The organism is Kitasatospora sp. NPDC058190 (genome assembly GCF_042883685.1).
In the GTDB taxonomy this organism is placed as follows: Bacteria; Actinomycetota; Actinomycetes; order Streptomycetales; family Streptomycetaceae; genus Kitasatospora.
This window is the reverse complement of record NZ_JBHVVI010000051.1, coordinates 42,046-63,780: the sequence shown is the minus strand read 5'-3', so window position 1 is coordinate 63,780 and position 21,735 is coordinate 42,046. Positions and strand designations below refer to the sequence as shown.

Sequence of the window (21,735 nt, the reverse complement as noted above, 5' to 3'; positions counted from 1 at the left end):
CAGTTGCGCTCGCGTCACACACCACGGTCTACCGGATCAGGACCCGCCACGAAGGTAAATCACGCAGATTGATCACGACCGAATACGTTCCCTAGCAACCGCCCTACCAGTATGACGAGTTGGGGCGGTTCACCGGATCGTGTGGCTTCTGCCGCGACACGCCGACGCGGCCCCGCCGAGCCGCCTACGGTGGGACACCTACCTGCGCACTCACGTACGACGAACGATCACCAGTTTGATCGAAGCTTTGCCATGCCCTGAACCTGCCGCGCTCCCCGCGCTGGTTCCCTCACCCCCTGGAAGGAGCCGTCCCGTGCCGCACACACTGGTTGTGGGAGTGCACCTGGTCCTGATCGAGAACGGCCGGGTGCTGCTCGGACAGCGCGCCAACACCACCTTCGCCGCCCATCGCTGGCACGCTCCGGCCGGGCACCTCGAAGCGGGAGAGTCCGTCCTGGCCGGCATGGCCCGCGAGGCCGACGAGGAACTCGGCATCACCATCCGGGAGGAGGACCTCGACCTCGTGCACACCCTCCACCACCTCGACGCCGACGACGGTGCCGGACGCCTCCAGCTGTTCTTCGCCCCGCGCGCGTACACCGGCAAGATCACCAACCGCGAACCGGGCAAGTGCGCCGCCCTCCGTTTCTGGCCACTGGACGACCTTCCGGAGCCGATCGTCGGCTACACCGCCGACGCGCTCGCGCAGATCACCGCCGGCCGCCTGCTGTCCGTCGTCGGATGGCCGGCATGAGCACCACGACCCACCCGGAGCCCCCGGCGGCCAGGACGCCTGCGGGGAGCGCGGAGACCCGGCTCGTGGTCGTCCGGGGAAACTCGGCGTCGGGCAAGTCTTCGGTGGCGGCGGGCGTCCGGGACCGGTTCGGCCGGGGCCTGGCCGTGGTCGCGCAGGACAATCTCCGCCAGATCGTGCTGCGCGAGCGGGACCGGCCCGGGGGCGCGAACATCGGCCTGATCGACACCGTGGCCCGGTACGCGCTGGGTACCGGCTACCACGTCGTCATCGAGGGCATCCTGTACGCCGATCACTACGGCGAGATGCTCCAACGCCTGGTGGGCGACCATCGCGGCGTCACCCGCTGCTACTACCTCGACATCCCGATCGACGAGACGCTGGTCCGCCACGCCTCGAAAACCGATCCCGAGTACCTGGCGGCGGCCGTCACCGAGCGGGAACTGCGCGACTGGTACCGCGAGCACGACCTTCTACCCGGCGGAATCGAGACCGTCATCGGCAGCGACAGCACCCTCCGCGACACGGTCGACCGCATCATGCGCGACACCGCGCTCTCGGAGTTGCCCGCGCGCGACAACTAGAAGCAGCTGCTCAACCGTCTTGTCCGCTCGACGTGTTGAAAGGAGAACCGGAGTGTCCGTACCCGATCCGCGTGTTCGCCCTGCCACGCCGCAGGACGCCGACGAGTTGCTTCGGCTGCGCGTTGCCGTGCTGACCGGCGAACCGGTCACCGACCAGTGGCGAACGACCTTCCGCGACGACATGCTCGAGCGCCTGGGCAACGATCCCAACCTGCTCGCCTACGTCGCCGACGGCCCCGGCGGCAGCCTCGCCGCCTGTGCGGTCGGCATCGTCTACCGCGGCTACTGCGGCCCCACGTACCCGACCGGGCAGTGGGCCAGGATCCACACGGTCGTCACGGACCCCGGCCACCGTCGCCAGGGGCTCGCCCGCGCGGTCACCAGCGCCCTGGTCGCCGCGATCAAGAAACGCGGCTGTTCCATCGAACTGCGCGCCACCGACGCCGGCGCCCCGCTCTACCGCAGCCTCGGCTTCGAGCCCGTTGACGGCTTCATGGCGCTGCACTCCACATCACCGGGACGGACCGGCTAACCTCCGCGACTCCGCCCTCACGCCCTCCCACTTCAACAAGGAGCACCCTGATGCACGAGACGAGCAGGCTGTCGGTCTGCGTCATCGCCCACGACCTGGACACCGACCAGATCGCCACCGTCCACTACGCCCAGCGCAGTTGGACCCCGGGGCCCGCGTGGACGATCCCCGGCGGGAAGGTCGACCCTGGGGAGGAGATCCCCGATGCTGCCGCCCGGGAGCTGCGTGAGGAGGCCGGGCTCGTCGCCCGGCCGTCCGACCTGCGCCTGGTGCACACCATCCAGGCCAAGGATGGCTGGGACGGGCGCGGCGGGTTCGTACTCTTCGTCTTCGCCACCACCGAGTTTACGGGCGAGCTGGTCAACGTCGAGCCGGACAAGCACTTGGAGGTGCGCTGGCACCCCGCCGCCGACATCCTGCCCAGCCCGATGTTCCCGACCTCCAAGGCTGCGGTGGAGGCGTACCTCGCCGGCGGACCCGCGTTCTCCACCCACGGATTCGACCCCGCCTCCGGACAACGGCAGCTCGTCGAGACGTGACTGGTGCCCGCCAGCACCATGCCGGGCGAGTGCGCCCGCGCGGACGCTGCCTGCCGGCTCCTCCCCGCCCGGTCCGCACCGGTCGCCCTGCGGCTACGCCGAACCCTGACGGCACTGCCGCCCGACCACCGCGTTCCGCCTCCACGAAAGGGAGTATGTGACCAACGCACCCAAGACCTCGACGGACCCGGTGCCGGACAGCGAGCACGGCTGGGCGCGGCACGAGATGGCCAGCGGCAAGGTGACGTTCACCATCGGGTGGTTTACGGGGCAATCCGCGGCGCCCGGATTGTCCCCCTGCCAGGATCCCCCCTCTCCGGCCCTGCGCGCCCGGCCCTCGATGACGCCGAGCGCGTGCTCGACATACAGCACGACCGCGCGGCAACCGCTCTTCCCTGAAAGAGAGTTCATTGTGGTGATGACCAGCAGGCTCTCCGTCAGCGTCCTGCTCCACGACCAGCGTGCCGACCGGATCGCCACCGTGTACTACGGTCCGCGCAGCTGGCACCCGACCCCGGCGTGGACGCTACCCGGTGGCAAGGTCGACCCGAGCGAGAGCGCCGACCGTGCGGCGGCGCGCGAGCTGTACGAGGAGACCGGCCTCGTCGTGGAGCCGGCCGACCTTCGGCTCGACCACGTCCTGCACGCCGCCCGGGGCTGGGACGGCAACGGCGAGTACGTCCTGTTCCTGTTCACCGCCGAACGCTGGACCGGCGAGCTGGTCAACCGCGAGCCGGACAAGCACCTCGGCGTCGTCTGGTCGTCCGCCCGCGCCCTGCCCAAGCCGATGTTCCCCAGCACCGCAACGCTCCTGGACGCCTACCTCACCAATGGCCCCCGCTTCCTCACCCTCGACTGGCCCCAGCCGGCCCCGGCCACCAACTGACCCGGACCACACGAAGGAGCGCCGTGACCGCCCCCACCGACAGCACCACGACCGCCGCCGCGAAGGCGGCCGACCCACCGGTCTCCGACAGTGAGCAGCTGTTGTTCGGCGGGCCGATGCGCTACGACTACGGCTGGGCGCGGCACGAACTCGCGGGCGCCGGGCTGTCGTTCTGGTCCATCGCCCGGCAGATGCCGCGTTTCGTCGCCCTGGCCGGCCGGATGGCCTGGAGTGCGGACCGCACCGCGATGGTCACCCTCGTCGGCGCCGAGCTGCTGCGCGGCGTGGCCGCCGCCCTGGCCCTGATCGCGACCAACCGGGCGCTCGCCCGACTGCTCGTGCCCGGTGAGGTTTCCGCTGTCCTGCACGCCGCGCTTCCTGCGATCATCACGGTCGGCGTGATCACCGCGCTGTCGGCGCTGTTGTCCACCGCCTCCCACTGGGCCTCCGGCCGTCTGGAGCCGGCGGTCTTCCGGCAGGCCACCGTCGATTTTCTCGGCATCGTCGCCGGCGCCGAGCTGGAGGCCATCGAGGATCCCGAGTACCTGGCCGAGGTCGACAGTGCCCGATGGGGCGCCATGTCCCTGCAGCACATCGTCGGCCGCGCCACCGCCCTGCTGACCGCCGTCTTCTCCCTGACCTCCGCCGCCGGCGTCCTGTCCGTTCTCCACCCCGCCCTCCTGCCGATGTTGCTGCTCATCGCCGCACCACGCGGCTGGGGAGCCGTGCGCACTGCCCGGCGCCGCTACGCCTCCACCCGCGCCATGATCCAGCACTCCCGCGCGAGCACCCTGCTCGCGGACATGCTGATCCGTCCGTGGTCGGCCGCCGAGCTTCGCGTCCACGGCTGCGGCCCCTTCCTCCTCGGCCACTACGAGCAGATGGCGCGCGCCGCCGAACAGGAACAGGGTCGCCTGGCCCGCGCGAGGGCACGCACCGACCTCCTCACCGCCACTCTCACCGGGCTCGCCACCACGGCCGCGTTCACCGTTCTCGGCTGGCTCGTCCTCGGCGGCTCGATGCCGCTCGCCGTCGCCGGCACCGCCGTCCTCGCCATCCGGACCGGTTCCGCCTCCATCAGCGGCCTCGTCGGCCACGTCAACGATCTCTACGAGGACAGCCTCTTCGTCGCCGACCTCGACAAACTGCGCCGCCAGGGCCACCACCGGGCGATCCCCACCGGCGGCACCGACCTGCCCGAGCGCCCATCCGAAATCCGCGTCGAGAACGTCACGTTCACCTACAACGGCCGCGACACCCCAGCCCTGGACGGCGTCAGCCTCACCATCCGCCGCGGCGAAGTCGTCGCCCTGGTCGGCGAGAACGGCTCCGGGAAGAGCACCCTGGCCACGCTGCTGTGCGGCGGCTACCTCCCCCATCGCGGCCGGATCCTGTGGGACGGCGCCGACACCGCCACCGGCGACCGCACCCAGCTGTACGGCGGAATCGCCCTGCTCGCCCAGAACTTCCAGCGCTACACCTTCACCGCCGAGGCCAACGTCGGCCTCGGCCGCCCCGACGTGCCATGGACCCGCGAACAGCTGGACACCGCGGCGCAGTACGCCGACCTCCACCCGGTCCTCGACGAGCAGCCGAAGGGCTGGAGCGCCCTGCTCGCGAAGGGATTCGAGGGCGGGGTGCAGCTCTCCGGTGGGCAGTGGCAGAAGGTTGCCCTGGCACGGCTGTTCCACCGGGTCGCCAACCCCGGACCCGACGGCCGCCTGCCGCACCTGGTGATCGTCGACGAGCCGACCTCCGCGATGGACGCCAAGACCGAGATCGCCGTCTTCGAAAAGCTCCGCAGCCTGACCGACCGCGGCGTGAGCGTCGTCCTGATCACCCACCGCCTCGCAGCCACCGCCCGCGCCGACCACATCCACGTCCTCCACCACGGCCGCCTCGTCGAAAGCGGCGCCCACGAGGAGCTGATGGCCCGGCAAGGCCACTACAGCGAGGCGTACCTGCTGCAGGCCGACCAGTACAGCACCACCGTCCCGCATCAAGGCGCACCCGCCGACACACCGACCGGCGCATCCTGACCGCCCCCGAGCCGAGGAGGACCACGTGATCCGCATAGCGAACGTCAACACCCACAGGCTTCACCGAGGCGCGCTCCCGACTCCTCGGGGGCAGTCCCTGGTCACGGCGATCCGGGAGCTGAACGCCGACATCCTCACCGTCCAGGAGGTCCTGGTCGACGACGTGGCGGACTCCACCGGCTGGGACCGCGCAGCCGCCGGGATCCTGCTCGACCTCGCGGCCGAGTGCGGCCTGTCCGTCGCGCTCCCCCACGGCGGGACGGCCGGCGTCGCGATGGCCACCAACGTCCACCGACCCTGGTACACCGCGATCCTGTGGAATCCGGCGACCGTCGCACCGGTCAAGCGCTCCTTCCGCGCGTACGGGGCACCGGACTTCTGGCACGGCCTCACCACCCTGCAGTTCGACATCGGCGGCGTAGAGCCGTTCCTCGTCGCCAGCTACCACGGCGATCCGATCCGCCCCGACGGCCGCTTCGGCGAGGCGCTGCGGCTCAAGAGCGTCTTCCGTCGCACCGGAGGCCCCCGGCCGGGTATCGCCGCTGGTGACTACAACGCCGTCTCCGCCGCCCGGATACCGGACTCCGGTGGAGCGAGGCGCTTCTACGACGCCGAGCCCTACACCGGGCAGGTCCACGACGACCTGGAGTATCAGTGCCTGCCGGAGACGGTCGGGGCGACGAACATGGCCGACCGCCGGCAGACCGAGGCGCTGCTGAGGAACGACTACCTGGTGGACTCGGCGGCCTACTTGAACGCGCCGTGGCGGCCCACCGTCGGCCACTGGGCCGACGGCCAGGGCGATCCCGACCCCTGGGGCGAGCGTCGCATTGACCTCGTCCTCGCCACCCGCCCCGTCGCCCCAGCCCTGGTCCGCTACCGCGTTCACGTGACCAAGGCCAGCGAAGAGGCGGCCGACCACCGACCGGTGTACGTCGACATCGACCCGAGCAAGGCGAGCAGCAAGGAGACCTCCCGATGAGACAGTTCATGTCCGAATCCCGCTTCTGGGGACGCGCGGACGGCCCGGACGAAGACTGGATCCGCCCCCACGTTCTGTGGCTTCCGCAGGACCAGCCGCAGGTCCTCGACTACTTCGCCCGGCTGCGGGAGATCACCTCCCAGTACCCGGACGTCATCTCCTCGATCGCCGAGGAGGACCTCCACATGACGATCCAGAAGATCAACCCGCAACTCGCCGACGGCACTCGCGTGGACGACGACGCGCTCAAAACCGCCGCCGTCGCGGTCCAGAAGGAACTGGCCAGCCTGGAGCCGTTCACCGTCGAGATCGGTCCCGCCCGGGCTTCCGGCTCCGCCGGCATCGTCGAGATCTGGCCCGAGCAGGGACCGGCCGAGCTCTACCGGCGCGTGCGCGCCGGCCTCACCGTGGCCGGCCTGCAACTACCGCCCCCGGAAGAGAACTTCTGGTGCCACATGTCATGCGGCTACGGTGTCCAGGACACCGACACCCCCGAGCTGGCCGCCCGTTCCGACCGGCTCGCCTCCGACTTCGGCCGACGGATCCGACCGGGCGTCCGTACCAGCGCCACCGTCTCCAGTGTGTGGCTGGTGTGGGAGCGCCAGCACCCCGCCTCCGCGCGCTACAGCTTCGAGCGCGTCCACCAACTGCACGTCGGCCAGTCCTGACAGCTGGAGTGGGCCGCACCGCCATCGCGGCGCGGCACCACGACCACCTACGCAAGGAAGAGGAGACCGTGGAGAAGTTCGTCCCGAAGTTCCAGGGCACGCCCTGGCCCGACGGTGCCCGCATCCTGCACGTCTACGCCGTTCCGGACCTGACGACCGACCTGCCGCTGGCCAGCCTGGTGGGCGAGTGTCGCGAGGCGATGCGTCCGTTCCCGATCACCGCGCTGAGCGACGACACGCTGCACTGCACCATCGAGATGGTCGCCGACACCACCTCCGACAAGATCACGGCTCCGGAACGCGACGAGCTTCTCGCCGCGCTGCGCAAGCACCTCGCCACCGTCGGGCCGCTGGAGGTAGTGGTCGGCTCTCCGATCGCCAACCGGGCCGGCGCGTTCCTGGACATGTCGCCGGACGAGGGCCTGGTCGACTTGCGAGAGCGGGTCCGCGACGCGATCCGCGAGGTCCGCGGGGCCGGCGCGCTGCTTCACGACGGTGGGCGGCACCACATCTCGCTCGGCTACGCCTGGGCCGAGGCCTCCTCGGACGCTCTGCAGAGGGCACTTCGGCGGATCTCGCCCAGCCACGTCCCCGTCCGCTTCACCAGCGTCCACCTGCTCGACGTCCGATTCCAGCAGCGTCCCCGGCCCCTCGGCGAGAGCGCCTGGGAGCTGTCCTGGGAGCCGGTGACGACCATCGAGCTTCCGGGCAATCCTGCCGACGCCGGCTCCCCGCTCGGGGCTCGCTGACCAGCCGGTCGCCGGGCCCGTCCGCTTTGGGCGGGCCCTGAGCCCACCGCCTCCCACACGTTTCCACGGACAACCGAGCGCGGCGGCCCGATCGTCCTATGCTGATCGGCGATCAGGGTGTGGTAGCCCACGGCTGCGGCGGCTCGGGTCGTCCCGGCCGCGACAGCACGTCCGGCAACAGCGGTCGTGGTGCGCCACACCCAGTCCCGCCCTGCCGAGGGACGGGAGCCGGCTCCCCACGGACCGAGCGCCCCGTCGGCGCGTACGGAAGGAGCAACGAGAGATGCCGCTGACACCGGCCGCCGGTGCCTGGGACGAGGCCGTGCGCAGGGCCACGCCGCTGGTGGCCTCGTACGAGTACGGCGGGATGGACGAGAACAACTGGAACCATGTCGCCGCGCGGGACATCATCGCCGTGGTGCTCTACGCATTGCACCTGCGTGACGGCGTTCCGGTGGGGGACGTCCAGTGGCGGCGGGTGCTCTGGCACGTGTGGGACGACCGCCGGGTGGCGGCGCTGGCCGAGGAGGCGCTGCCCGCTGCCGGCCATGATCTGTTCCCGCTGGCCGAGCTGACCGGCCCGGCCGATCCGGTGGCACAGCGGTGGCGGTGGCTGACCCGCACGTGGGAGCCCCTGGGTTGGGACGGCAGTGTGCCGGCCCTGGCGGATGGGCGGGCGCGGGAGCCGTTGTGGGGCGGGATGAGCCGCAACTTCGCCGTGATGTCGCCGGACCCGGCACTTGAGCTGTGCGCCGATGACGCGGCCAACGCCGTGCAGGCGCACATCGCCAAGGAGGTCAAGGCGCTTCGCCGGTTCGACCGGGTGGAGATCACCGGCGGGGAGTGGAAGAGGAACCGCGGGTACGTAATGGTGCTGGCGTGGGCCCTCGACGACGATCAGCAGATCACCGAGGGCCCCATCGGGTACGAGGTCGACCTTGACAACGTCGACGGTGACCAGCGGATCTGGGCCGACGACCTGCGGCAGTGCGACGACGTGCGCTGGCCCCAACGGCCGAAGCGAACCAAGAAGTACCTGCCGCGGGACACCACGCTCCCTCCCCGCCCGTCGTGCGCCGAGGAGTTGGAGGCGCTGCTCGGCCGGGTGGCCAACCCCGCTGTGTTGCCCGAGCGGCTGCGCGAGGTGCTCGCCGTAGCCGATGGGCACTACGTGGTCTCGTTGGAGCGGCAGGCCAGCCCGGCGCCGGAGCGGCTGTCCTGGCAGGTCACCTGCCACGTCTACGAGTTCGAGGACGACCGTGATCCGGTGGAGCTTTTCCACATCGAGGTCCGCACCCATGTGAACGACGATCCCCGCCACTACCTGGCATTGGACCGGGGCGACGTACCGTCGATCCTCGCGCAAGTGCGCGCTGAGCTGGGCTGACGACTCGCCTTGCCACGGCGTGCCCCGCCCTGGAACGCTGGGTCCGGGCATCATCATCACCGGAATCACGGCGGACTGTTCGTGATCCACACATGTAGGGGGCGGCGCCATGCTGATCACGGACTCCCGGTTCGCGGAGGCGCGCACTCTGGCCGAGCAGGCGGTGGCCGACGAGCGGCTGGACCTCGGCGACGAGTGGATGGCCAGGTGGGCGGAAGTGACCGCCGACACCGAGCGCACGACCGCGGTACTGGCGGCCTGGGCCCAGGTCGCGTCCGTCATTGCCCCGCCTGAGCGGCAGTTCACTAAGGCACCCGAGGCGGAGGCCGACTCGGCGTGGGTGCGCGAGGGACAGGTGCTCGTCTCGGCGGCTCTCAAGGGCACCGCCGCCGACCTCGAGGACACCGCTTCCCTGTGCGCCCGCCGGCTCGACCAGGAGGGCCGGGCATGGCTGATCGGCCAATGGGCCACCACCTGGATTCCGGCTGCCCTCCACCTCGCGGGCTCGGTGGACGACCTGGCCGCCATGGTGGAGCGTCACCGCGCTGTCGCGGGCGAGGAGCAAGGCGGTTGGGTGGAGGCCGCTGCTTGGGTGGTCTGCGCGTTCGCCGCTCAAGGGGGCGACCGTCTGGCGAACGCCCGGATGCAGGAGCTGGCCGATGCCGGGCACGCGGGCGACCTGTGGCGCACCTGGGTGCAGGTCGCGCCCTCGCTGCTCACCCTCCCGCTCGACCCTCCCTACGAGCACCCCGAGCCGGGCTTCCCGACCGGACTGGTGAACCGCGCGGTCGAAGCGGCCGTTCACGGCCACGCCCGCCAGCTCCAGCAGCTGGAGGCCGAGTTCGCGCGGCACGACGACGCGACGACCTCCATCCTGCTCATGGAACTGGCCGCGATGCTCTCCGCACGGTGGAACGTGCCGCGCGAGCGGGCGGCACGCCGCGCTGCCCGTGGTGAAGGTCCCGCGCAAGGCCTCCCGGGGGAGGAGTTCCTGGACCTGATGCCGCCGCAGATGGTCGAGCGCATGGGCCGGATGGGCGGACTGACCAACCGCGCCGTGCTCGCCTACATCGACGGCGACCCGGACACGCTCGCCGCGATCGTCGACCGGATCGGCACCTGGGACGACGAGCCGGGCCGCCAGCCTTACCCGCTGCCCCGCTACCAGCACGCCGCCAAGACCGCCATGCAGCTGGCGAACACCTTCTTCGATGTCGCCGCAATCAACGGCCAGCACATCGCGAACTGGGCCGTCGCCGACGGCGCCGCGCAGCTGGTCGAGCAGCACGCTCCCGCGCAGCACCGGCAGGAGGCCGTCGCCCGGCTCGCGGTCCTGCGCCACGCTGGCGACGCGGCCAACTTCAATGACTCCGACCTCGACGGCGAGGCCGGGTTCCTGGCGTTCACCGCGACTGCCGCCTTCCTCGGCATGGACCGCCGGGTCGCCGCATCCCGTGAGACCGTGCGCCTGAAGCTGATCGAGCACATCCGCCAGGACGAAGCTGCCGCGCTGCGGGTGCCGGCGCGCGAGCGGATCACGAGCATCAGCGACGAGGAGGCGCTCGCGTTCCTGGACGACCTGTACGGCGAGGGCTACCCGCTGCCTCGCGACCCGCAGGAGCGGGCCGTGTGGGAGCAGGACATCCTCGCCGTCATCAAGCAGCACCTCCTGGAAATCCCTGCCGCCTCCACCACCCCGGACCAACGGCGCGCTCTGCACGGCCGGCTGATCGCCATCCTCCAGGCCGCCGCCGGCACCCCGCACCGAACCCCCAAGCCCCGCCCCCGCGACGGGGTAGTACGCAACCAACCGAAGAAGACCACCAAGCGCAAGCGGAAGTAGCCCCGCTCAGCAGCAACCCGAACACCGGCACCGACCGAGCGAGGACTCGCCACCAGTACACAGTGGCGAGCGCGTTCCCAGCTGGCCACGCGCATAGCTTGTGCGCATGCCCTACGCGGGCTCTCAGCTTGTCTCCACGGCTGCCGCCCGTTCGCAGTCGCCACTGAGGACGGCGATCTGAAACCGCACCGCTACCGAGGGCTGGGGCCGACAAGAGCGGAGGTTCGGCCTGATTCCAGGAGGGAGGGCCCCGCCAAAGCGGTGCCCTCCATCAGCTCACGGCGCAGGCGGTAGTTGATCCGCGCTCGCAGCCGCCCTTCGAGCAATACGGCCGGATTCCTGCATATCTGACGGATCACTGCGACGGAGCACAAATATTTTGGCCAGAGCGAGAAGGCTCGGCCCTGAGAGTGCCGCGGCCAACCAAGGCTGAGCAGGAGCAACGGCAACAGCGGAAATCAATAGTGAAAGCGATAGCACCACACCGGAAATCAAACCGCTCATCCGGTAAATATGACTCCTCCTTCGGTCTGCATCCCGCAGTCCGATTTCTGCCTTCACCTTTTCCGCCGCCGCAACACGCTTGGCTTCTGAGTCTGCCGCAGCAGCCTGCCTTTCCTCCCGGGCGCGAATGTCATCCAGCCTCCTCATGCGCGCCTCATGCTCACGCTTGAGCTGAGGCTCCAAGGCCTTCAAAGCCAGTTCCAGCTTCTCAGGACCCAGCACCTCCCCCCATTTGGCGGCAATATCGAGACCAGCGCTGACCATTAGGTCCTCTGGCGGCTGGTTTTCGGCCGAGCCTGTCATCTCCGCGCCCCTCCCCCGTCGGATCCTAGGTTGACAAAATCACCGCTTGCCGGTTCAGGCGGGGGCCCCAAGCGCATAAACAATCGACCAAGAGCACTATCAATATTGTCATGCGCAGCCTCAATATCCTCACCTTCGCCCATGAAGCCGGCGCGAGCCTCATCCAAATCACTCGCATCACGAATATTCTGCCGCTTCCCCTGCCACAGAAGGGATGCCCGGTACCGGAGCTCCCGGAGAGCACTCCGATCGCCCCATCTCTCGGCGGTGCCGTCGCGCGTTCCGGAGATTGAGCTTTCCCCTGCCCAAGAGCCGTAGCTGGCACCAGTTCGCGCCCGGCTGCCAACCAGCGTGGTCTCCGCCACAGGGAGATGAACCGCTGGCTCTGATCTCCAGCCCTCCAGTCCACCGCTGTCCCAGGCCAGGGGTTTGGCGGGAATCCACCCATGCGCCGGGAGAAACGGCTTCAGGAGCTCTCTCACTTCCGCCAGCTCCGGCCTGTCCTTCGGATGCCGATCCAGCATTGCCATTACGAGAGCAGCCAGACCTTCTGGCACCTCCGGCCGGAGATCGGAGGGATGCTCAGGGATTTCCGTGACCTTTTTCCGAAGAATCTCGTATACCGATCCATCGGCTCCGAATGGAACCCTCCCCGTCAGCAGCTCATACAGGACCACGCCAAGGGAATAGACATCGGCACTGAATTCGACGGGAATATCGGAAACCTGCTCAGGCGCCATATAAAGAGGGCTTCCCGTGATTCCCTCGCCAACTTCTGCAAGTTGGACAGGCTTCCCCACGCTGTAGGCGAGCCCAAAATCAATCAGAGTGGCGAGCCCCGAGTCGTCCAGCAGCACATTGCTCGGCTTAATGTCGCGATGCACAAAACCTGCGGAATGAACGCCCTGAAGAATCTCCGCAATCGAGTCCGCAAGCGCGGCAGCCTGGTGGGCGGGCAGGTTTCCAAGGCGGTCGATCAGGTCATTGATCGGCGCCCCTTTAATGCTCTCCATTGCGATGTAGTAGACCCGCTTGCCGAGCCGGTTGACCCCCGCTCCGGAGTCATAGATTTCCGGAATACGGAGGTGACGCAACCTCAGCATCACCTCCGCCTCACGCTTGAAACGATCAGACAATGCGGAGGACGCTTCGCGCTCCACCAGCAACTTGAGCACAACTCTTCTATCGAGCGCCCGGTCTTGGGCAACCCAGACCTGGGCAATCCCTGCCGAGATGGGCCGCAGTAGCTCGTACCGCCCAGCGATTACGTCGTCGTCGCTCACCATCCCCCCTCTCGCTGCTGAGACTATCCGACCCAGCGTCAAGCACACAGGCCACAGAAGTCGGCCCAGAGCCTCTGGCTGGCACCCAGCGTGCGCTTCTACTAGTTGATCAGCCCTGGCATTGGCGTACCAGCGCGGTCACCCTCATGTGACCCGCCGGACTGTAGGGCCAACTCAGCGGAAATCCCGTTGCTCACCCAGACCCACTGCCGCTTCCATGACCCGATGGAGACAACAACTCCCTTTGCTGCCAGCATCTTTCGTCGCGACGGATACTGTGTGCTGCCCGATGTCCTCACGTATGAGCAGGTGACCCGCTGGCGCTCGCTGCTAAGTCGGCACTTGGCGGCCCAGCCGCCCGCGCCCGACCGCACCGGCCCGTACTTCCTGTGGCCAGCCCTCGTCAGCGACACCGAGCTGCAAGCCCTCTACGAGGACAGCCACGTCGCCGACACCGTTCGCCTGTTCTTGCGCGCCGGGGTCTGCCTCCCGGCACCCGAGGTCGCTCAGCTGGCGTTCACCCTGCCTCCACACCCGCACCACCCCGGTGCCCCGCACATCGACGGCCTTACACCCACCGAGGATGACGGCCGGCCGGGCACTTTCACCGTCCTGGCTGGCCTGCTGCTGACCGACCAGAGGCAGCACGACTGCGGCAACCTGTGGGTTTGGCCCGGCACCCACCTGCGTACCGGCGCCTGGCTACGCGAGCAAGGGGCGGACGCACTACGCGACGCCGCGCCCTACCCGCCCGTGGAACTTCCAGCCCCGGTTCAAGTCATCGGTCCGGCCGGAAGCCTGGTCCTCGTCCACTACCTGCTCGCCCACAACATCGGCGGCCATTTCGGCTCCGCCACCGACGAACGGCGCGAGACCGTGTACTTCCGACTGCGGACCGACGGCCACCGCGAGCGCTGGCGCGAAGCGGTCACCGAGCCGTTGCTGGAGTTCGCTAAAGCAGCCCCCGAGCCCGGCCTCGGCGTCGTCACGGACGACGGGCGGTGATCGCCTCCGTGTGGACCCGCTCCTCGAACACGCCCGACGGCTCGAGGGACAGCAGGGTCTCACGCACGTCGCTCACGAACGCCTTCGTGTCCGGTCCGAGTTGGCGCGGGCCGCTGCAGCTGTAGGACAGCTGCAGGCCGGCCACCTCGTCCATCATGCGGTGACCATGCAGTCACGATCCGGGCGAGCGGGGAACGGCCGGCACGTCCTGGCGGCGATCTTGTGGGTACGCGAAGGTTCCGCGGTCGACCCGGCGCTCAGACCCCAACTGATTGCCGCATTCATCCTGGCCGCCACTCGCATGGGCGGCCAGGATGAGCCCTCTATGCACACAACTTGTGTGCCTCTCCCGCTCCGAAGGCCCCGTGACCCTCGACCGCCCCGCCGTAACCCGTGACGCCGAGTAGCGCCAGCAGGTCCGAGGTCACAACGCGGTAGGCACTACCGAGTCGCAGGACGCGGACGGGGTACTCGCCTGCCTTCGCGAGCGCATACCCGGTGGACCGGCCGATCCTCAGCGCCCGGTTGGCCGTGTCGAGGTCGATCGCCACCGGAAGGGCGAGCAGTTCGGGCGCGCTCATGCCGTCAGAGGTGGGTGCCGTCATGATGCTCTCCTGATCGCTAGACGTGCTGCGGTGATGCCGTCAGTTTGTATCACGGAGTTGCGGCGGCACTTTTTCTGATCGTAAAGTGCTTCCATGACCCCAGAGCTTTGGTCGACGACCTTCACCACCCGGGTAGCACAGTCCATGCGCGAGGCCCGGAAGGCGGCCGGCCTCACGATGTCGGCGGTCGCGGACGGCTGTGCCGCTCGCGGCCTGCCGGAGATCACCGATCAGACGATCAAGAACCTGGAATCAGGACGCCGGAGCACCATCACGCTCACCGACTTCGCTGTCCTCGCAGACGTGCTCGGGGTGCCACCGATCACCCTGCTGTTCCCTCTAGGTTCCGCCGAGACCGTCGAGGTTCTGCCCGGCCAGGAGGTCCCCACCTGGGATGCACTTGCCTGGTTCACCGGGGAGACACCGGCCGCAGATCCGGCGCCACCGGGGAGCGCTCGCGACGTGCTGGACACCTTCCGGGCGCACGCCGACCTCGCCGCCGCCGCCAGAGCATCCGCAGCACTGGCAACAGAGCGGCGCCGGGCCGCGAGCACCACACCGGCCCCGGACCGCAAAGCCGCTCTTCTGGAGCTGGCCGCTGGTTATGAGGAGTACGCGGACGCTGACCGCAAGGAGCTGGCCTCCTTCCGGAAGCGGATGCGTGAGCGGGGTCTCGTCCCGCCCGTGCTCCCCGACGATCTCTCGGCCGTCGATCAGGCCGAGGACGCAGTACGCACAGAAGACAGAGAATGAAGGAAGCTACGTGAAGGAACCCATACGCAAGATCGTCCACAAGGACGGCAGCGTCCGCTACCGCCTGGTCGTTGACATCGGCGTCACCGCCGAGGGCAAGCGCAAGCAGCTCACTCGGACCTTCAAGACCAAGAAGGAGGCGATGGCCGAGCTTTCCCGCATACGTCACGAGCTCGGCACCGGCTCGTTCGTGGCCCCGAGCAAGATGACGCTGAACGACCTTCTGGACATCTGGCTCAAGAGCGCGACGCGCGACGTCGAGGAAGGGACCGCATCCAACTACGAGAGCGCGATGGTGCCGGTGCGCGCGCACAGCGGCCACAAGGAACTCCAGAGCCTCACCGAGGACGACATCGAGGCCCTCGTGGACTGGATGCTGACGAGCGGTCGTCGTCGCGGCGGGCGGCCCGGCACCGGACTCGGCGTCAGGAGCGTGCGGCTGGCCCTGGGCCGCCTGCGCGCCGCGCTGAACCTCGCCGCACGCCGCGGCCTGGTGGTGCGCAACGTCGCCCAGCACGTCACGATCTCACGCGAGGCCAAGAAGAAGGCGGAGGCGAACAAGCCCAACAACATCCCGTGGCACGAGGCCGAGGTCAAGGCGTTCCTCAGCGCCATCAAGGGTCACCGCCTCTACGCCGCAATGATGCTGGCGCTCATCGCCGAACGCCCCGCCGAAGTCTGCGGCGCGCGCTGGGACGAGGACGTCGACCTCCATGCAAGCGGCACGATCGCCGTCCAGAACACCCGCACCATCGTCTACGACCGCACACTGGAGAAGGGATCGCGCAACAAGGTCGTCGAGAAGGACACCAAAACCGAAGCCGGAAAGCGCACTCTCCCCCTGCCGGCACCCGCCCTCAAGGCCCTGAAGAATTTCAAGGCGATCCAGGCGGCGGAGAAACTCTCGGCCGGAACCGCCTACAACGACACCGGATATGTTCTCGTGGACGAGCTGGGAAACCCGCTCAAGACGGACAAGCTCCGGCGCGAGGCGTACAAGCTCATGGAGACCGCCGGCGTTCGCAAGGTTCGCCTCTACGACGCCCGCCACGCCACGCTCTCCTGGATGGCCAACAACGGCGTCCCGGACACCGTGGTCTCCGCCTGGGCCGGTCACTCGGACCTCAGCTTCACGAAGCGGGTCTACGTGCACCCCGACCCGCAGAGCCTCAAGGCGGGTTCGGAGAAGCTCGGCGAGCTGCTCGGCTGACCATGATCATTACCGATGTGAGAAGTTGTGAGAGGCAGGCCCTGAAAACGATCAAGGGCCCCGCTCCACTCTCGTGAAACAAGGCCCTGACCTGCGACAATGGAGCGAACTCCAGTCGGGACGACAGGATTTGAACCTGCGACCCCTTGACCCCCAGTCAAGTGCGCTACCAAGCTGCGCCACGTCCCGTGGTCTCGTGCCGTGCGGCGGAGCCTGGGGGGCTCAGCCGGGTGGCTTTTCGACCTTGTCTCCGGTTTCCCGGCGACGTGGAAAACAATACAGCACGTCGGGGGGTGCTCGCTGCCAGGTTTGGGGTGGGTGGGTCAGGGGGTCGGGTGGCGGGCGTCGTAGGTGAGGAAGGCGGGGCGGCGGGCGGCGAGGAGGAGGACGGCGGCGGCGCAGGCGAGGCCGCCGGTGATCACGGAGGTGGCGGGACTGGTGAGGGCGGCGACGGCGCCGGACTCGAAGTCGCCGAGGCGGGGACCGCCGGCGACGACGACGGTGAAGATGCCCTGGAGGCGGCCGCGCATCTCGTCGGGGGCGGCGACCTGCATCATCGTGTTGCGGAAGATCATGCTGATGGTGTCCGCGCAGCCGGCCACGGCAAGCAGCAGGAGACCGAGCCAGAGGTTGTGGAGGGCGCCGAAGGCGGCGATGGCGAGGCCCCAGGCGGAGACGGCGGCGAGGACCGCGGCGCCCTGGCGGTGGACCCGGCTGACCCAGCCGGAGAACAGTGCGCCGATCAGGGCGCCGACGGCCGGGGCGGCGACCAGCAGGCCAACGGTGCGGGCGTCGCCGCCGTAGAAGGTGACGGCGATCGCCGGGAAGAGGGCGCGCGGCAGACCGAAGATCATCGCGGCCAGGTCGGCGAGGAAGCTGGTGCGCAGGTTGGGTTGCTCGCGCAGGAAGCGCAGCCCGTCGAGGACGGAGGCGCGGCCCTTGCGTTCGCCGAGCGGTCGCATGGCGGGCAGGCGCCACATCGCGTAGAGGGTGCCGGTGAAGGCGGCGGTGTCGACCAGGTAGGCGGCCTGGGCTCCGTAGGCGCCGATCAGGACGCCACCGAGCATCGGACCGACGGTCATGCCGAGGTTCATGCTGACGGTGGCCAGGGCGTTGGCCGCCGGGAGCTGGTGGCTGGGGACCAGCCGGGGGATCATCGCGGAGCGGGCGGGCGAGCTGAGCGCGAAGAACCCGGCCTGGACGGCGACGGCCGCGTAGAGGACGGCGACCAGGCCGAGCCCGGCGATGGCCTGGACGGCGAGGACGGCGGAGACGGCGGCGAGGCCGGCCGAGCCGATCAGGCCCAGCTTGCGCCGGTCGACGGTGTCGGCGATCGCGCCGCCGTACAGGCCGAAGGCGACCAGCGGGACGAAGGAGAACAGCCCGACCAGGCCGGTCGCGAAGGCCGAGCCGGTCATGGCGTAGATCTGGACGGAGACGGCCACGGCCGTCATCTGCTGGCCTATGGAGGACACCACCTGCCCGAACCAGACCCGGCGGTAGTCGGCGTGGTCGCGCAGCGGACTGAGATCGGCGAAGGCCCGTCGGTACCAGGGCGCGGGCCCCACGACCACCTCAGAGGCCGGTCCGGACGACGGAACGGAATCGGCTGACGGAACGGGGGCGGAGGGCGAGGCGGGATCGGACGATGGAGCGGGTTCGGAGGGCGGAGCGGGATCGGTGGCTGAATTGGCAGGATGATTGGTCGACACAGCCCCCATGCTCCGCCCCGTCCCTCACCCACTCCACACCGGGTCGACCCCGCGCCCCGCACCCCGCGCCCCGCGCCGCCGAACCCCCGCCGGACTACCGCGTCAGCACCTGCTTCTCCCCCGCCTCCACCGCGAAGTCCAGCCGGTTGCCCGGCGGCGGGAACGGGCAGATGAAGTGGTCCGCGAAGGCGCAGGGCGGCAGGTAGGCCCGGTTGAAGTCCAGAACGGTGCGGCCCTCCGCGTCCGGCGCCGGCAGGGCGATGAAGCGGAAGCGGTAGGTGTCGACGCCGCTGGTCGCGTCTGCGATGACGCCGCTGAGGCGCTTGCCGGAACGGCTGACGGTCAGCGTGCGGTGCTCGCCGGCCACGGTGAACTCGATCTTGCCGGTGACGGCCAGCGGGCGGTCCTTGCCGTCCGCGTTCGGGACGACGACCGACTGCGTCTCGTCGTCGAAGGGGGTGTAGACGGCGGGTACGGCCCACTCGGGGGCGTACGGGTACGCGGAGATGCCCGCGAAGGCGGCCCGGCCGGGCGCGGCCGGGTCGAACACCCGCAGGGCGAGCTCGCCCTCCCGCTCGATCGGGACGAGCAGCAGGTCGCCGAGGACGGCGGTGTCGGCGGCCCGGTCGGTGTCCGGGCGCAGCAGCACCTCGCCGTCCACCGGCCCGTTCGCGCCCGCGACGCTGATGCCGTCGGCCGCAGCCGCCCGCACCCGGACGCCCTCGGCGTCGGCCCACCAGTGCCCGGGCAGGCCCGGGAGCTCGGCAGGCCGGGGCTCCAGCCAGTGCGTGCCGGTAAGTGCGAGCTGGCCGTGCGGCGCGCTCACCGATGCCGCCCGACTGTCGCTCCAGTGCTTCCAGTCCTCCGCTGCTGTCGCCGTCATCGGTCAACCCTCCCGGTCCGGTCTGCGGGCGGCCCGCCGTTCGAGCCGTCCGTCTCGGTCATCCTCGACAACCTCATCCTCCACAACACCGCCCGCCGGGCCGGATCATTCCCCGCTCCCGGGAAGCCGCCGATATCGCAAGAAGACTGCAAGAAGACTGCAAAGGGACTGCATGGGACTGCATGGAGGGCGCAATACGGCGGCAACACCCGAAGCTCAGCCGTTCAGCGGGCGGAACAGGCCCTCCTGCACCACCGACACCACCAGCTGTCCGTTCCGGTCGAAGATCTGTCCGCGCGCGAGGCCGCGCGCGCCGTGGGCTATCGGGGACTCCTGCTGGTAGAGCAGCCAGTCATCGGTCCGGAACGGCTGGTGGAACCACATCGCGTGGTCCAGCGAGGCCATGTCGAAGTGCCGGGTGCCCCACAGCGGCTCGACGGGGGCGCGGACCGCGTCCAGCAGCGTCATGTCACTGGCGTAGGTGAGGGCACAGACGTGGATCAGCGGGTCGTCCGGCAGCGGACCGTTGGTGCGCAGCCACACGCCGCTGCGCGCCTCGACGCCCGCCAGCTCCTCCTTGCTCCAGCGAAGCCGGTCGACGTAGCGGATGTCGAAGGGCTGGTGGCGGCTGATGAACGGGGGCAGCTCGCCGAGCCGGGAGCCGACCTCCTCCAGGGCGCTGGGCAGCTCCTCGGGGGCGGGGACCGCCGGCATCGGGTACTGGTGCTCGATGCCGCCCTCCTCCGGTCTGTGGAAGTCGGCGGTGAGCGCGAAGATCGACCGGCCGCCCTGGATGGCGAGCACCCGACGGGTGGTGAAGGAGCGGCCGTCGCGGATGCGGTCGACCTGGTAGACGATCGGCACGCCGGGCACCCCGGGGCGCAGGAAGTACGCGTGCAGCGAGTGGACGGGACGCCCGCCCTCCACCGTGCGTCCTGCCGCGACCAGCGCCTGTCCGGCGACCTGGCCGCCGAAGGTGCGCTGCAGCGCCTCCTCGGGGCTGCGCCCGCGGAAGATGTTCAGCTCTATCTGCTCCAGGTCGAGCAGATCCACAAGGTCGTCAACGGGGGTACCCATGCGCGCGCTCCCTCTCAGGACTTCGATCGATTCTCCAGCTCAATCGAATTCTCCGGCGACCCGGGTCATTCCCGCGCACCGGGCTCGAACGACCAATTCACTCGAACGAGTAATCGATCATGCGCACAGATGACGGACACCTCGCAACGGACACCTCACGATGCGGATGCCTCGCACCAGAACACCTCACGGCCGCCGCCTACCCCGCCAATCCCGACTCCCGCACCGTGACGTTGAGCCGCCCGACCATCCCCAGCCCCGGATCCGCCGTCCCGGGGAGCGTCCGCACCACCCCGTGGTACGCGAACCGGACCGGCCCGCCGAACACCAGCAGGTCCCCGCTGCGCAGCTCCAGATCCGTCCACGGCCGAGTCCTGGTCTCGGTGTTCCCGAGCCTGAACACGCAGCCGTCGCCGAGCGAGAGCGAGACCACGGGCGCGCCCGTCCGCTCGTCGCGGTCCTGGTGGAGGCCCATCTTCGCGCCGTGCGGGTAGTGGTTGACGATCGCGATGTCCGGCTCGTACGCCGCCGCTCCCGCGATCTCGCCGACCCGCTCCCCGTACGCGTCCGCCACCGCCCGCCGGGCCAGGTCCCCGAGCAACGGCGGGAACGGCTTGACCGGCGCACCGTCCTCGGCGACCCGCGCGTACCCGTACGGATACCAGTGCCAGCCGAGGCTGACCATCCGCACCGACATCACCCCTCCCGTCGGCATCCGCACCGCGTGCAGCCCGGCCGGCGGGCGCGCCCACTCCCGGCAGGAGGCGATCAGGCGCAGCTGCGCTTCGGGGTCCAGCCAGCCGGGCAGGAGCACGGCCCCGGGCGCGGGCTCGACGCGCTCCCGGGCGGCGGAGCCCCCGGGCAGGTCGCCGAACAGCTCACCCTGGATCACCCCACCATCCTCCCCCACCACCCGGCCGGCAGCCCACCCGCCTACGCCCCGCCGATCAACCCCAACTCCCCCGCGCGGGACGGCCAGGCCTCCCACCCCTGCTGCCGCAGGATCTCCTCCCCGACCGTCGTCTGCTCCCGCCGGCTCGCGCGGGCGGGCCGGTCCGCGAAGTGCAGGGCCCCGGACTCCTCCCAGGTGGAGGGCCGGATCTGCGGCCCGCCGTAGAAGCCGTTGCCGGTGTTCGCCTGCCAGTTGCCGCCGCTCTCGCACTCGGCGAGCCCGTCCCACACCAGGTCGGCGACCCGCATGGCCGCACCGGCCCGGAGACCGCCCGAGACGACGACCATCACCACCGCCACGGCGACGACCATCACCACCGCGACGGCGACCCCCACCCGTACCCCGACTCCCCCAACCCGCTCGTCAGACGATTCCGGCACGACAGCCGACCCTGGACAGCCCGTACCCCCACCCACCCCGACACGCCGAAAACGCCGACGGCCGCTCCCCCGCACAGCGGAGAAGCGGCCGTCAGATTCCGAGCG

The 21,735-nt window shown here is 69.7% G+C and carries 23 protein-coding genes and 1 tRNA gene; 14 read left to right on the top strand and 10 right to left on the bottom strand.

Annotated features, from left to right (window positions below):
• Nucleotides 1-313 precede the first annotated feature (313 nt).
• The 11 genes from ACFVWU_RS23195 to ACFVWU_RS23145 all read left to right on the top strand — a co-directional run bounded on the left by ACFVWU_RS23195 (nucleotide 314) and on the right by ACFVWU_RS23145 (nucleotide 10,963).
• Nucleotides 314-754: an NUDIX domain-containing protein gene (locus tag ACFVWU_RS23195; RefSeq protein ID WP_387624058.1), complete on the top strand. Its 441-nt coding sequence runs from the start codon at nucleotides 314-316 to the stop codon at nucleotides 752-754.
• On the top strand, nucleotides 751-1,338 hold the full coding sequence (locus tag ACFVWU_RS23190) for a kinase (protein WP_387624055.1): 588 nt from the start codon (nucleotides 751-753) through the stop codon (nucleotides 1,336-1,338). Before ACFVWU_RS23195 ends, ACFVWU_RS23190 begins: the two co-directional genes overlap by 4 nt.
• A 52-nt stretch (nucleotides 1,339-1,390) precedes the next feature.
• The gene (locus ACFVWU_RS23185) at nucleotides 1,391-1,870 is read left to right on the top strand and encodes a GNAT family N-acetyltransferase (RefSeq protein WP_387624052.1); all 480 of its coding nucleotides are present in this window, start codon (nucleotides 1,391-1,393) and stop codon (nucleotides 1,868-1,870) included.
• 50 nt (nucleotides 1,871-1,920) lie between these two features.
• The gene (locus tag ACFVWU_RS23180) at nucleotides 1,921-2,409 is read left to right on the top strand and encodes an NUDIX domain-containing protein (RefSeq protein WP_387624049.1); all 489 of its coding nucleotides are present in this window, start codon (nucleotides 1,921-1,923) and stop codon (nucleotides 2,407-2,409) included.
• A 418-nt stretch (nucleotides 2,410-2,827) separates the two neighbouring features.
• Nucleotides 2,828-3,295, top strand: coding sequence for an NUDIX domain-containing protein (locus ACFVWU_RS23175; protein ID WP_387624046.1), 468 nt, complete (start codon nucleotides 2,828-2,830; stop codon nucleotides 3,293-3,295).
• 23 nt (nucleotides 3,296-3,318) lie between these two features.
• Nucleotides 3,319-5,334, top strand: a complete 2,016-nt coding sequence (locus tag ACFVWU_RS23170) for an ABC transporter ATP-binding protein (protein WP_387624044.1) — start codon at nucleotides 3,319-3,321, stop codon at nucleotides 5,332-5,334.
• A 25-nt stretch (nucleotides 5,335-5,359) separates the two neighbouring features.
• Nucleotides 5,360-6,316, top strand: coding sequence for an endonuclease/exonuclease/phosphatase family protein (locus ACFVWU_RS23165; protein WP_387624041.1), 957 nt, complete (start codon nucleotides 5,360-5,362; stop codon nucleotides 6,314-6,316).
• Nucleotides 6,313-6,984, top strand: coding sequence for a 2'-5' RNA ligase family protein (locus ACFVWU_RS23160; protein WP_387624039.1), 672 nt, complete (start codon nucleotides 6,313-6,315; stop codon nucleotides 6,982-6,984). The genes ACFVWU_RS23165 and ACFVWU_RS23160 overlap by 4 nt, the downstream gene beginning before the upstream one ends.
• An 8-nt stretch (nucleotides 6,985-6,992) precedes the next feature.
• Nucleotides 6,993-7,733: a hypothetical protein gene (locus tag ACFVWU_RS23155; protein WP_387624036.1), complete on the top strand. Its 741-nt coding sequence runs from the start codon at nucleotides 6,993-6,995 to the stop codon at nucleotides 7,731-7,733.
• Nucleotides 7,734-8,016: 283 nt separating this feature from the next.
• Nucleotides 8,017-9,120 carry a hypothetical protein gene (locus tag ACFVWU_RS23150; RefSeq protein WP_387624033.1) on the top strand — a complete coding sequence of 368 codons (1,104 nt, stop codon included), beginning with the start codon at nucleotides 8,017-8,019 and terminating at the stop codon, nucleotides 9,118-9,120.
• Between the two features lie 109 nt (nucleotides 9,121-9,229).
• On the top strand, nucleotides 9,230-10,963 hold the full coding sequence (locus ACFVWU_RS23145; RefSeq protein WP_387624031.1) for a hypothetical protein: 1,734 nt from the start codon (nucleotides 9,230-9,232) through the stop codon (nucleotides 10,961-10,963).
• A gap of 276 nt (nucleotides 10,964-11,239) precedes the next feature.
• On the opposite strand, the gene ACFVWU_RS23140 is transcribed toward ACFVWU_RS23145, so the two are convergent.
• Nucleotides 11,240-11,770, bottom strand: a complete 531-nt coding sequence (locus ACFVWU_RS23140) for a hypothetical protein (protein ID WP_387624028.1) — start codon at nucleotides 11,768-11,770, stop codon at nucleotides 11,240-11,242.
• Nucleotides 11,767-13,053: a serine/threonine-protein kinase gene (locus ACFVWU_RS23135; protein ID WP_387624026.1), complete on the bottom strand. Its 1,287-nt coding sequence runs from the start codon at nucleotides 13,051-13,053 to the stop codon at nucleotides 11,767-11,769. The genes ACFVWU_RS23140 and ACFVWU_RS23135 overlap by 4 nt, the downstream gene beginning before the upstream one ends.
• Before the next feature lie 189 nt (nucleotides 13,054-13,242).
• Here ACFVWU_RS23135 and ACFVWU_RS23130 point away from each other — a divergent pair, with 189 nt between their 5' ends.
• Complete coding sequence (locus tag ACFVWU_RS23130) at nucleotides 13,243-14,058, top strand: phytanoyl-CoA dioxygenase family protein (RefSeq protein WP_387624023.1); 816 nt, start codon at nucleotides 13,243-13,245, stop codon at nucleotides 14,056-14,058.
• On the opposite strand, the gene ACFVWU_RS23125 is transcribed toward ACFVWU_RS23130, so the two are convergent.
• On the bottom strand, nucleotides 14,039-14,215 hold the full coding sequence (locus ACFVWU_RS23125; protein WP_387624020.1) for a hypothetical protein: 177 nt from the start codon (nucleotides 14,213-14,215) through the stop codon (nucleotides 14,039-14,041). The genes ACFVWU_RS23130 and ACFVWU_RS23125 overlap by 20 nt on opposite strands.
• A gap of 166 nt (nucleotides 14,216-14,381) precedes the next feature.
• A complete protein-coding gene (locus tag ACFVWU_RS23120; RefSeq protein WP_387624017.1) occupies nucleotides 14,382-14,663 on the bottom strand; it encodes a helix-turn-helix transcriptional regulator in 282 nt (93 codons plus the stop codon).
• 93 nt (nucleotides 14,664-14,756) lie between these two features.
• On the opposite strand from ACFVWU_RS23120, the gene ACFVWU_RS23115 reads away from it, so the two are divergent.
• Nucleotides 14,757-15,416, top strand: a complete 660-nt coding sequence (locus ACFVWU_RS23115) for a helix-turn-helix domain-containing protein (RefSeq protein ID WP_387624014.1) — start codon at nucleotides 14,757-14,759, stop codon at nucleotides 15,414-15,416.
• Between the two features lie 10 nt (nucleotides 15,417-15,426).
• Complete coding sequence (locus ACFVWU_RS23110; RefSeq protein ID WP_387624012.1) at nucleotides 15,427-16,626, top strand: tyrosine-type recombinase/integrase; 1,200 nt, start codon at nucleotides 15,427-15,429, stop codon at nucleotides 16,624-16,626.
• A 115-nt stretch (nucleotides 16,627-16,741) separates the two neighbouring features.
• On the opposite strand, the gene ACFVWU_RS23105 is transcribed toward ACFVWU_RS23110, so the two are convergent.
• From ACFVWU_RS23105 to ACFVWU_RS23080, 6 genes are all read right to left on the bottom strand, one after another.
• Nucleotides 16,742-16,815: transfer RNA gene (locus tag ACFVWU_RS23105), tRNA-Pro, on the bottom strand.
• A 134-nt stretch (nucleotides 16,816-16,949) separates the two neighbouring features.
• Nucleotides 16,950-18,194: an MFS transporter gene (locus ACFVWU_RS23100; protein WP_387624009.1), complete on the bottom strand. Its 1,245-nt coding sequence runs from the start codon at nucleotides 18,192-18,194 to the stop codon at nucleotides 16,950-16,952.
• Nucleotides 18,195-18,432: 238 nt separating this feature from the next.
• Nucleotides 18,433-19,221: a DUF1684 domain-containing protein gene (locus ACFVWU_RS23095; protein ID WP_387624006.1), complete on the bottom strand. Its 789-nt coding sequence runs from the start codon at nucleotides 19,219-19,221 to the stop codon at nucleotides 18,433-18,435.
• 216 nt (nucleotides 19,222-19,437) lie between these two features.
• Nucleotides 19,438-20,298 (bottom strand): acyl-CoA thioesterase, encoded by an 861-nt coding sequence (locus ACFVWU_RS23090; protein WP_387624004.1) that lies wholly within the window; start codon nucleotides 20,296-20,298, stop codon nucleotides 19,438-19,440.
• 199 nt (nucleotides 20,299-20,497) lie between these two features.
• On the bottom strand, nucleotides 20,498-21,187 hold the full coding sequence (locus ACFVWU_RS23085; protein ID WP_387624069.1) for an alpha-ketoglutarate-dependent dioxygenase AlkB family protein: 690 nt from the start codon (nucleotides 21,185-21,187) through the stop codon (nucleotides 20,498-20,500).
• Between the two features lie 44 nt (nucleotides 21,188-21,231).
• Nucleotides 21,232-21,585 carry a transglycosylase family protein gene (locus ACFVWU_RS23080; RefSeq protein WP_387624002.1) on the bottom strand — a complete coding sequence of 118 codons (354 nt, stop codon included), beginning with the start codon at nucleotides 21,583-21,585 and terminating at the stop codon, nucleotides 21,232-21,234.
• Between the last annotated feature and the right edge of the window lie 150 nt (nucleotides 21,586-21,735).

Coding starts and splice junctions, on each gene's coding strand:
- ACFVWU_RS23115 (WP_387624014.1), top strand. CDS start 14,757: ATGACCCCAGAGCTTTGGTCGACGACCTTCACCACCCGGGTAGCACAG.
- ACFVWU_RS23090 (WP_387624004.1), bottom strand. CDS start 20,298: ATGGGTACCCCCGTTGACGACCTTGTGGATCTGCTCGACCTGGAGCAG.
- ACFVWU_RS23145 (WP_387624031.1), top strand. CDS start 9,230: ATGCTGATCACGGACTCCCGGTTCGCGGAGGCGCGCACTCTGGCCGAG.
- ACFVWU_RS23180 (WP_387624049.1), top strand. CDS start 1,921: ATGCACGAGACGAGCAGGCTGTCGGTCTGCGTCATCGCCCACGACCTG.
- ACFVWU_RS23160 (WP_387624039.1), top strand. CDS start 6,313: ATGAGACAGTTCATGTCCGAATCCCGCTTCTGGGGACGCGCGGACGGC.
- ACFVWU_RS23125 (WP_387624020.1), bottom strand. CDS start 14,215: ATGATGGACGAGGTGGCCGGCCTGCAGCTGTCCTACAGCTGCAGCGGC.
- ACFVWU_RS23140 (WP_387624028.1), bottom strand. CDS start 11,770: ATGACAGGCTCGGCCGAAAACCAGCCGCCAGAGGACCTAATGGTCAGC.
- ACFVWU_RS23150 (WP_387624033.1), top strand. CDS start 8,017: ATGCCGCTGACACCGGCCGCCGGTGCCTGGGACGAGGCCGTGCGCAGG.
- ACFVWU_RS23120 (WP_387624017.1), bottom strand. CDS start 14,663: ATGACGGCACCCACCTCTGACGGCATGAGCGCGCCCGAACTGCTCGCC.
- ACFVWU_RS23175 (WP_387624046.1), top strand. CDS start 2,828: ATGACCAGCAGGCTCTCCGTCAGCGTCCTGCTCCACGACCAGCGTGCC.
- ACFVWU_RS23190 (WP_387624055.1), top strand. CDS start 751: ATGAGCACCACGACCCACCCGGAGCCCCCGGCGGCCAGGACGCCTGCG.
- ACFVWU_RS23095 (WP_387624006.1), bottom strand. CDS start 19,221: ATGACGGCGACAGCAGCGGAGGACTGGAAGCACTGGAGCGACAGTCGG.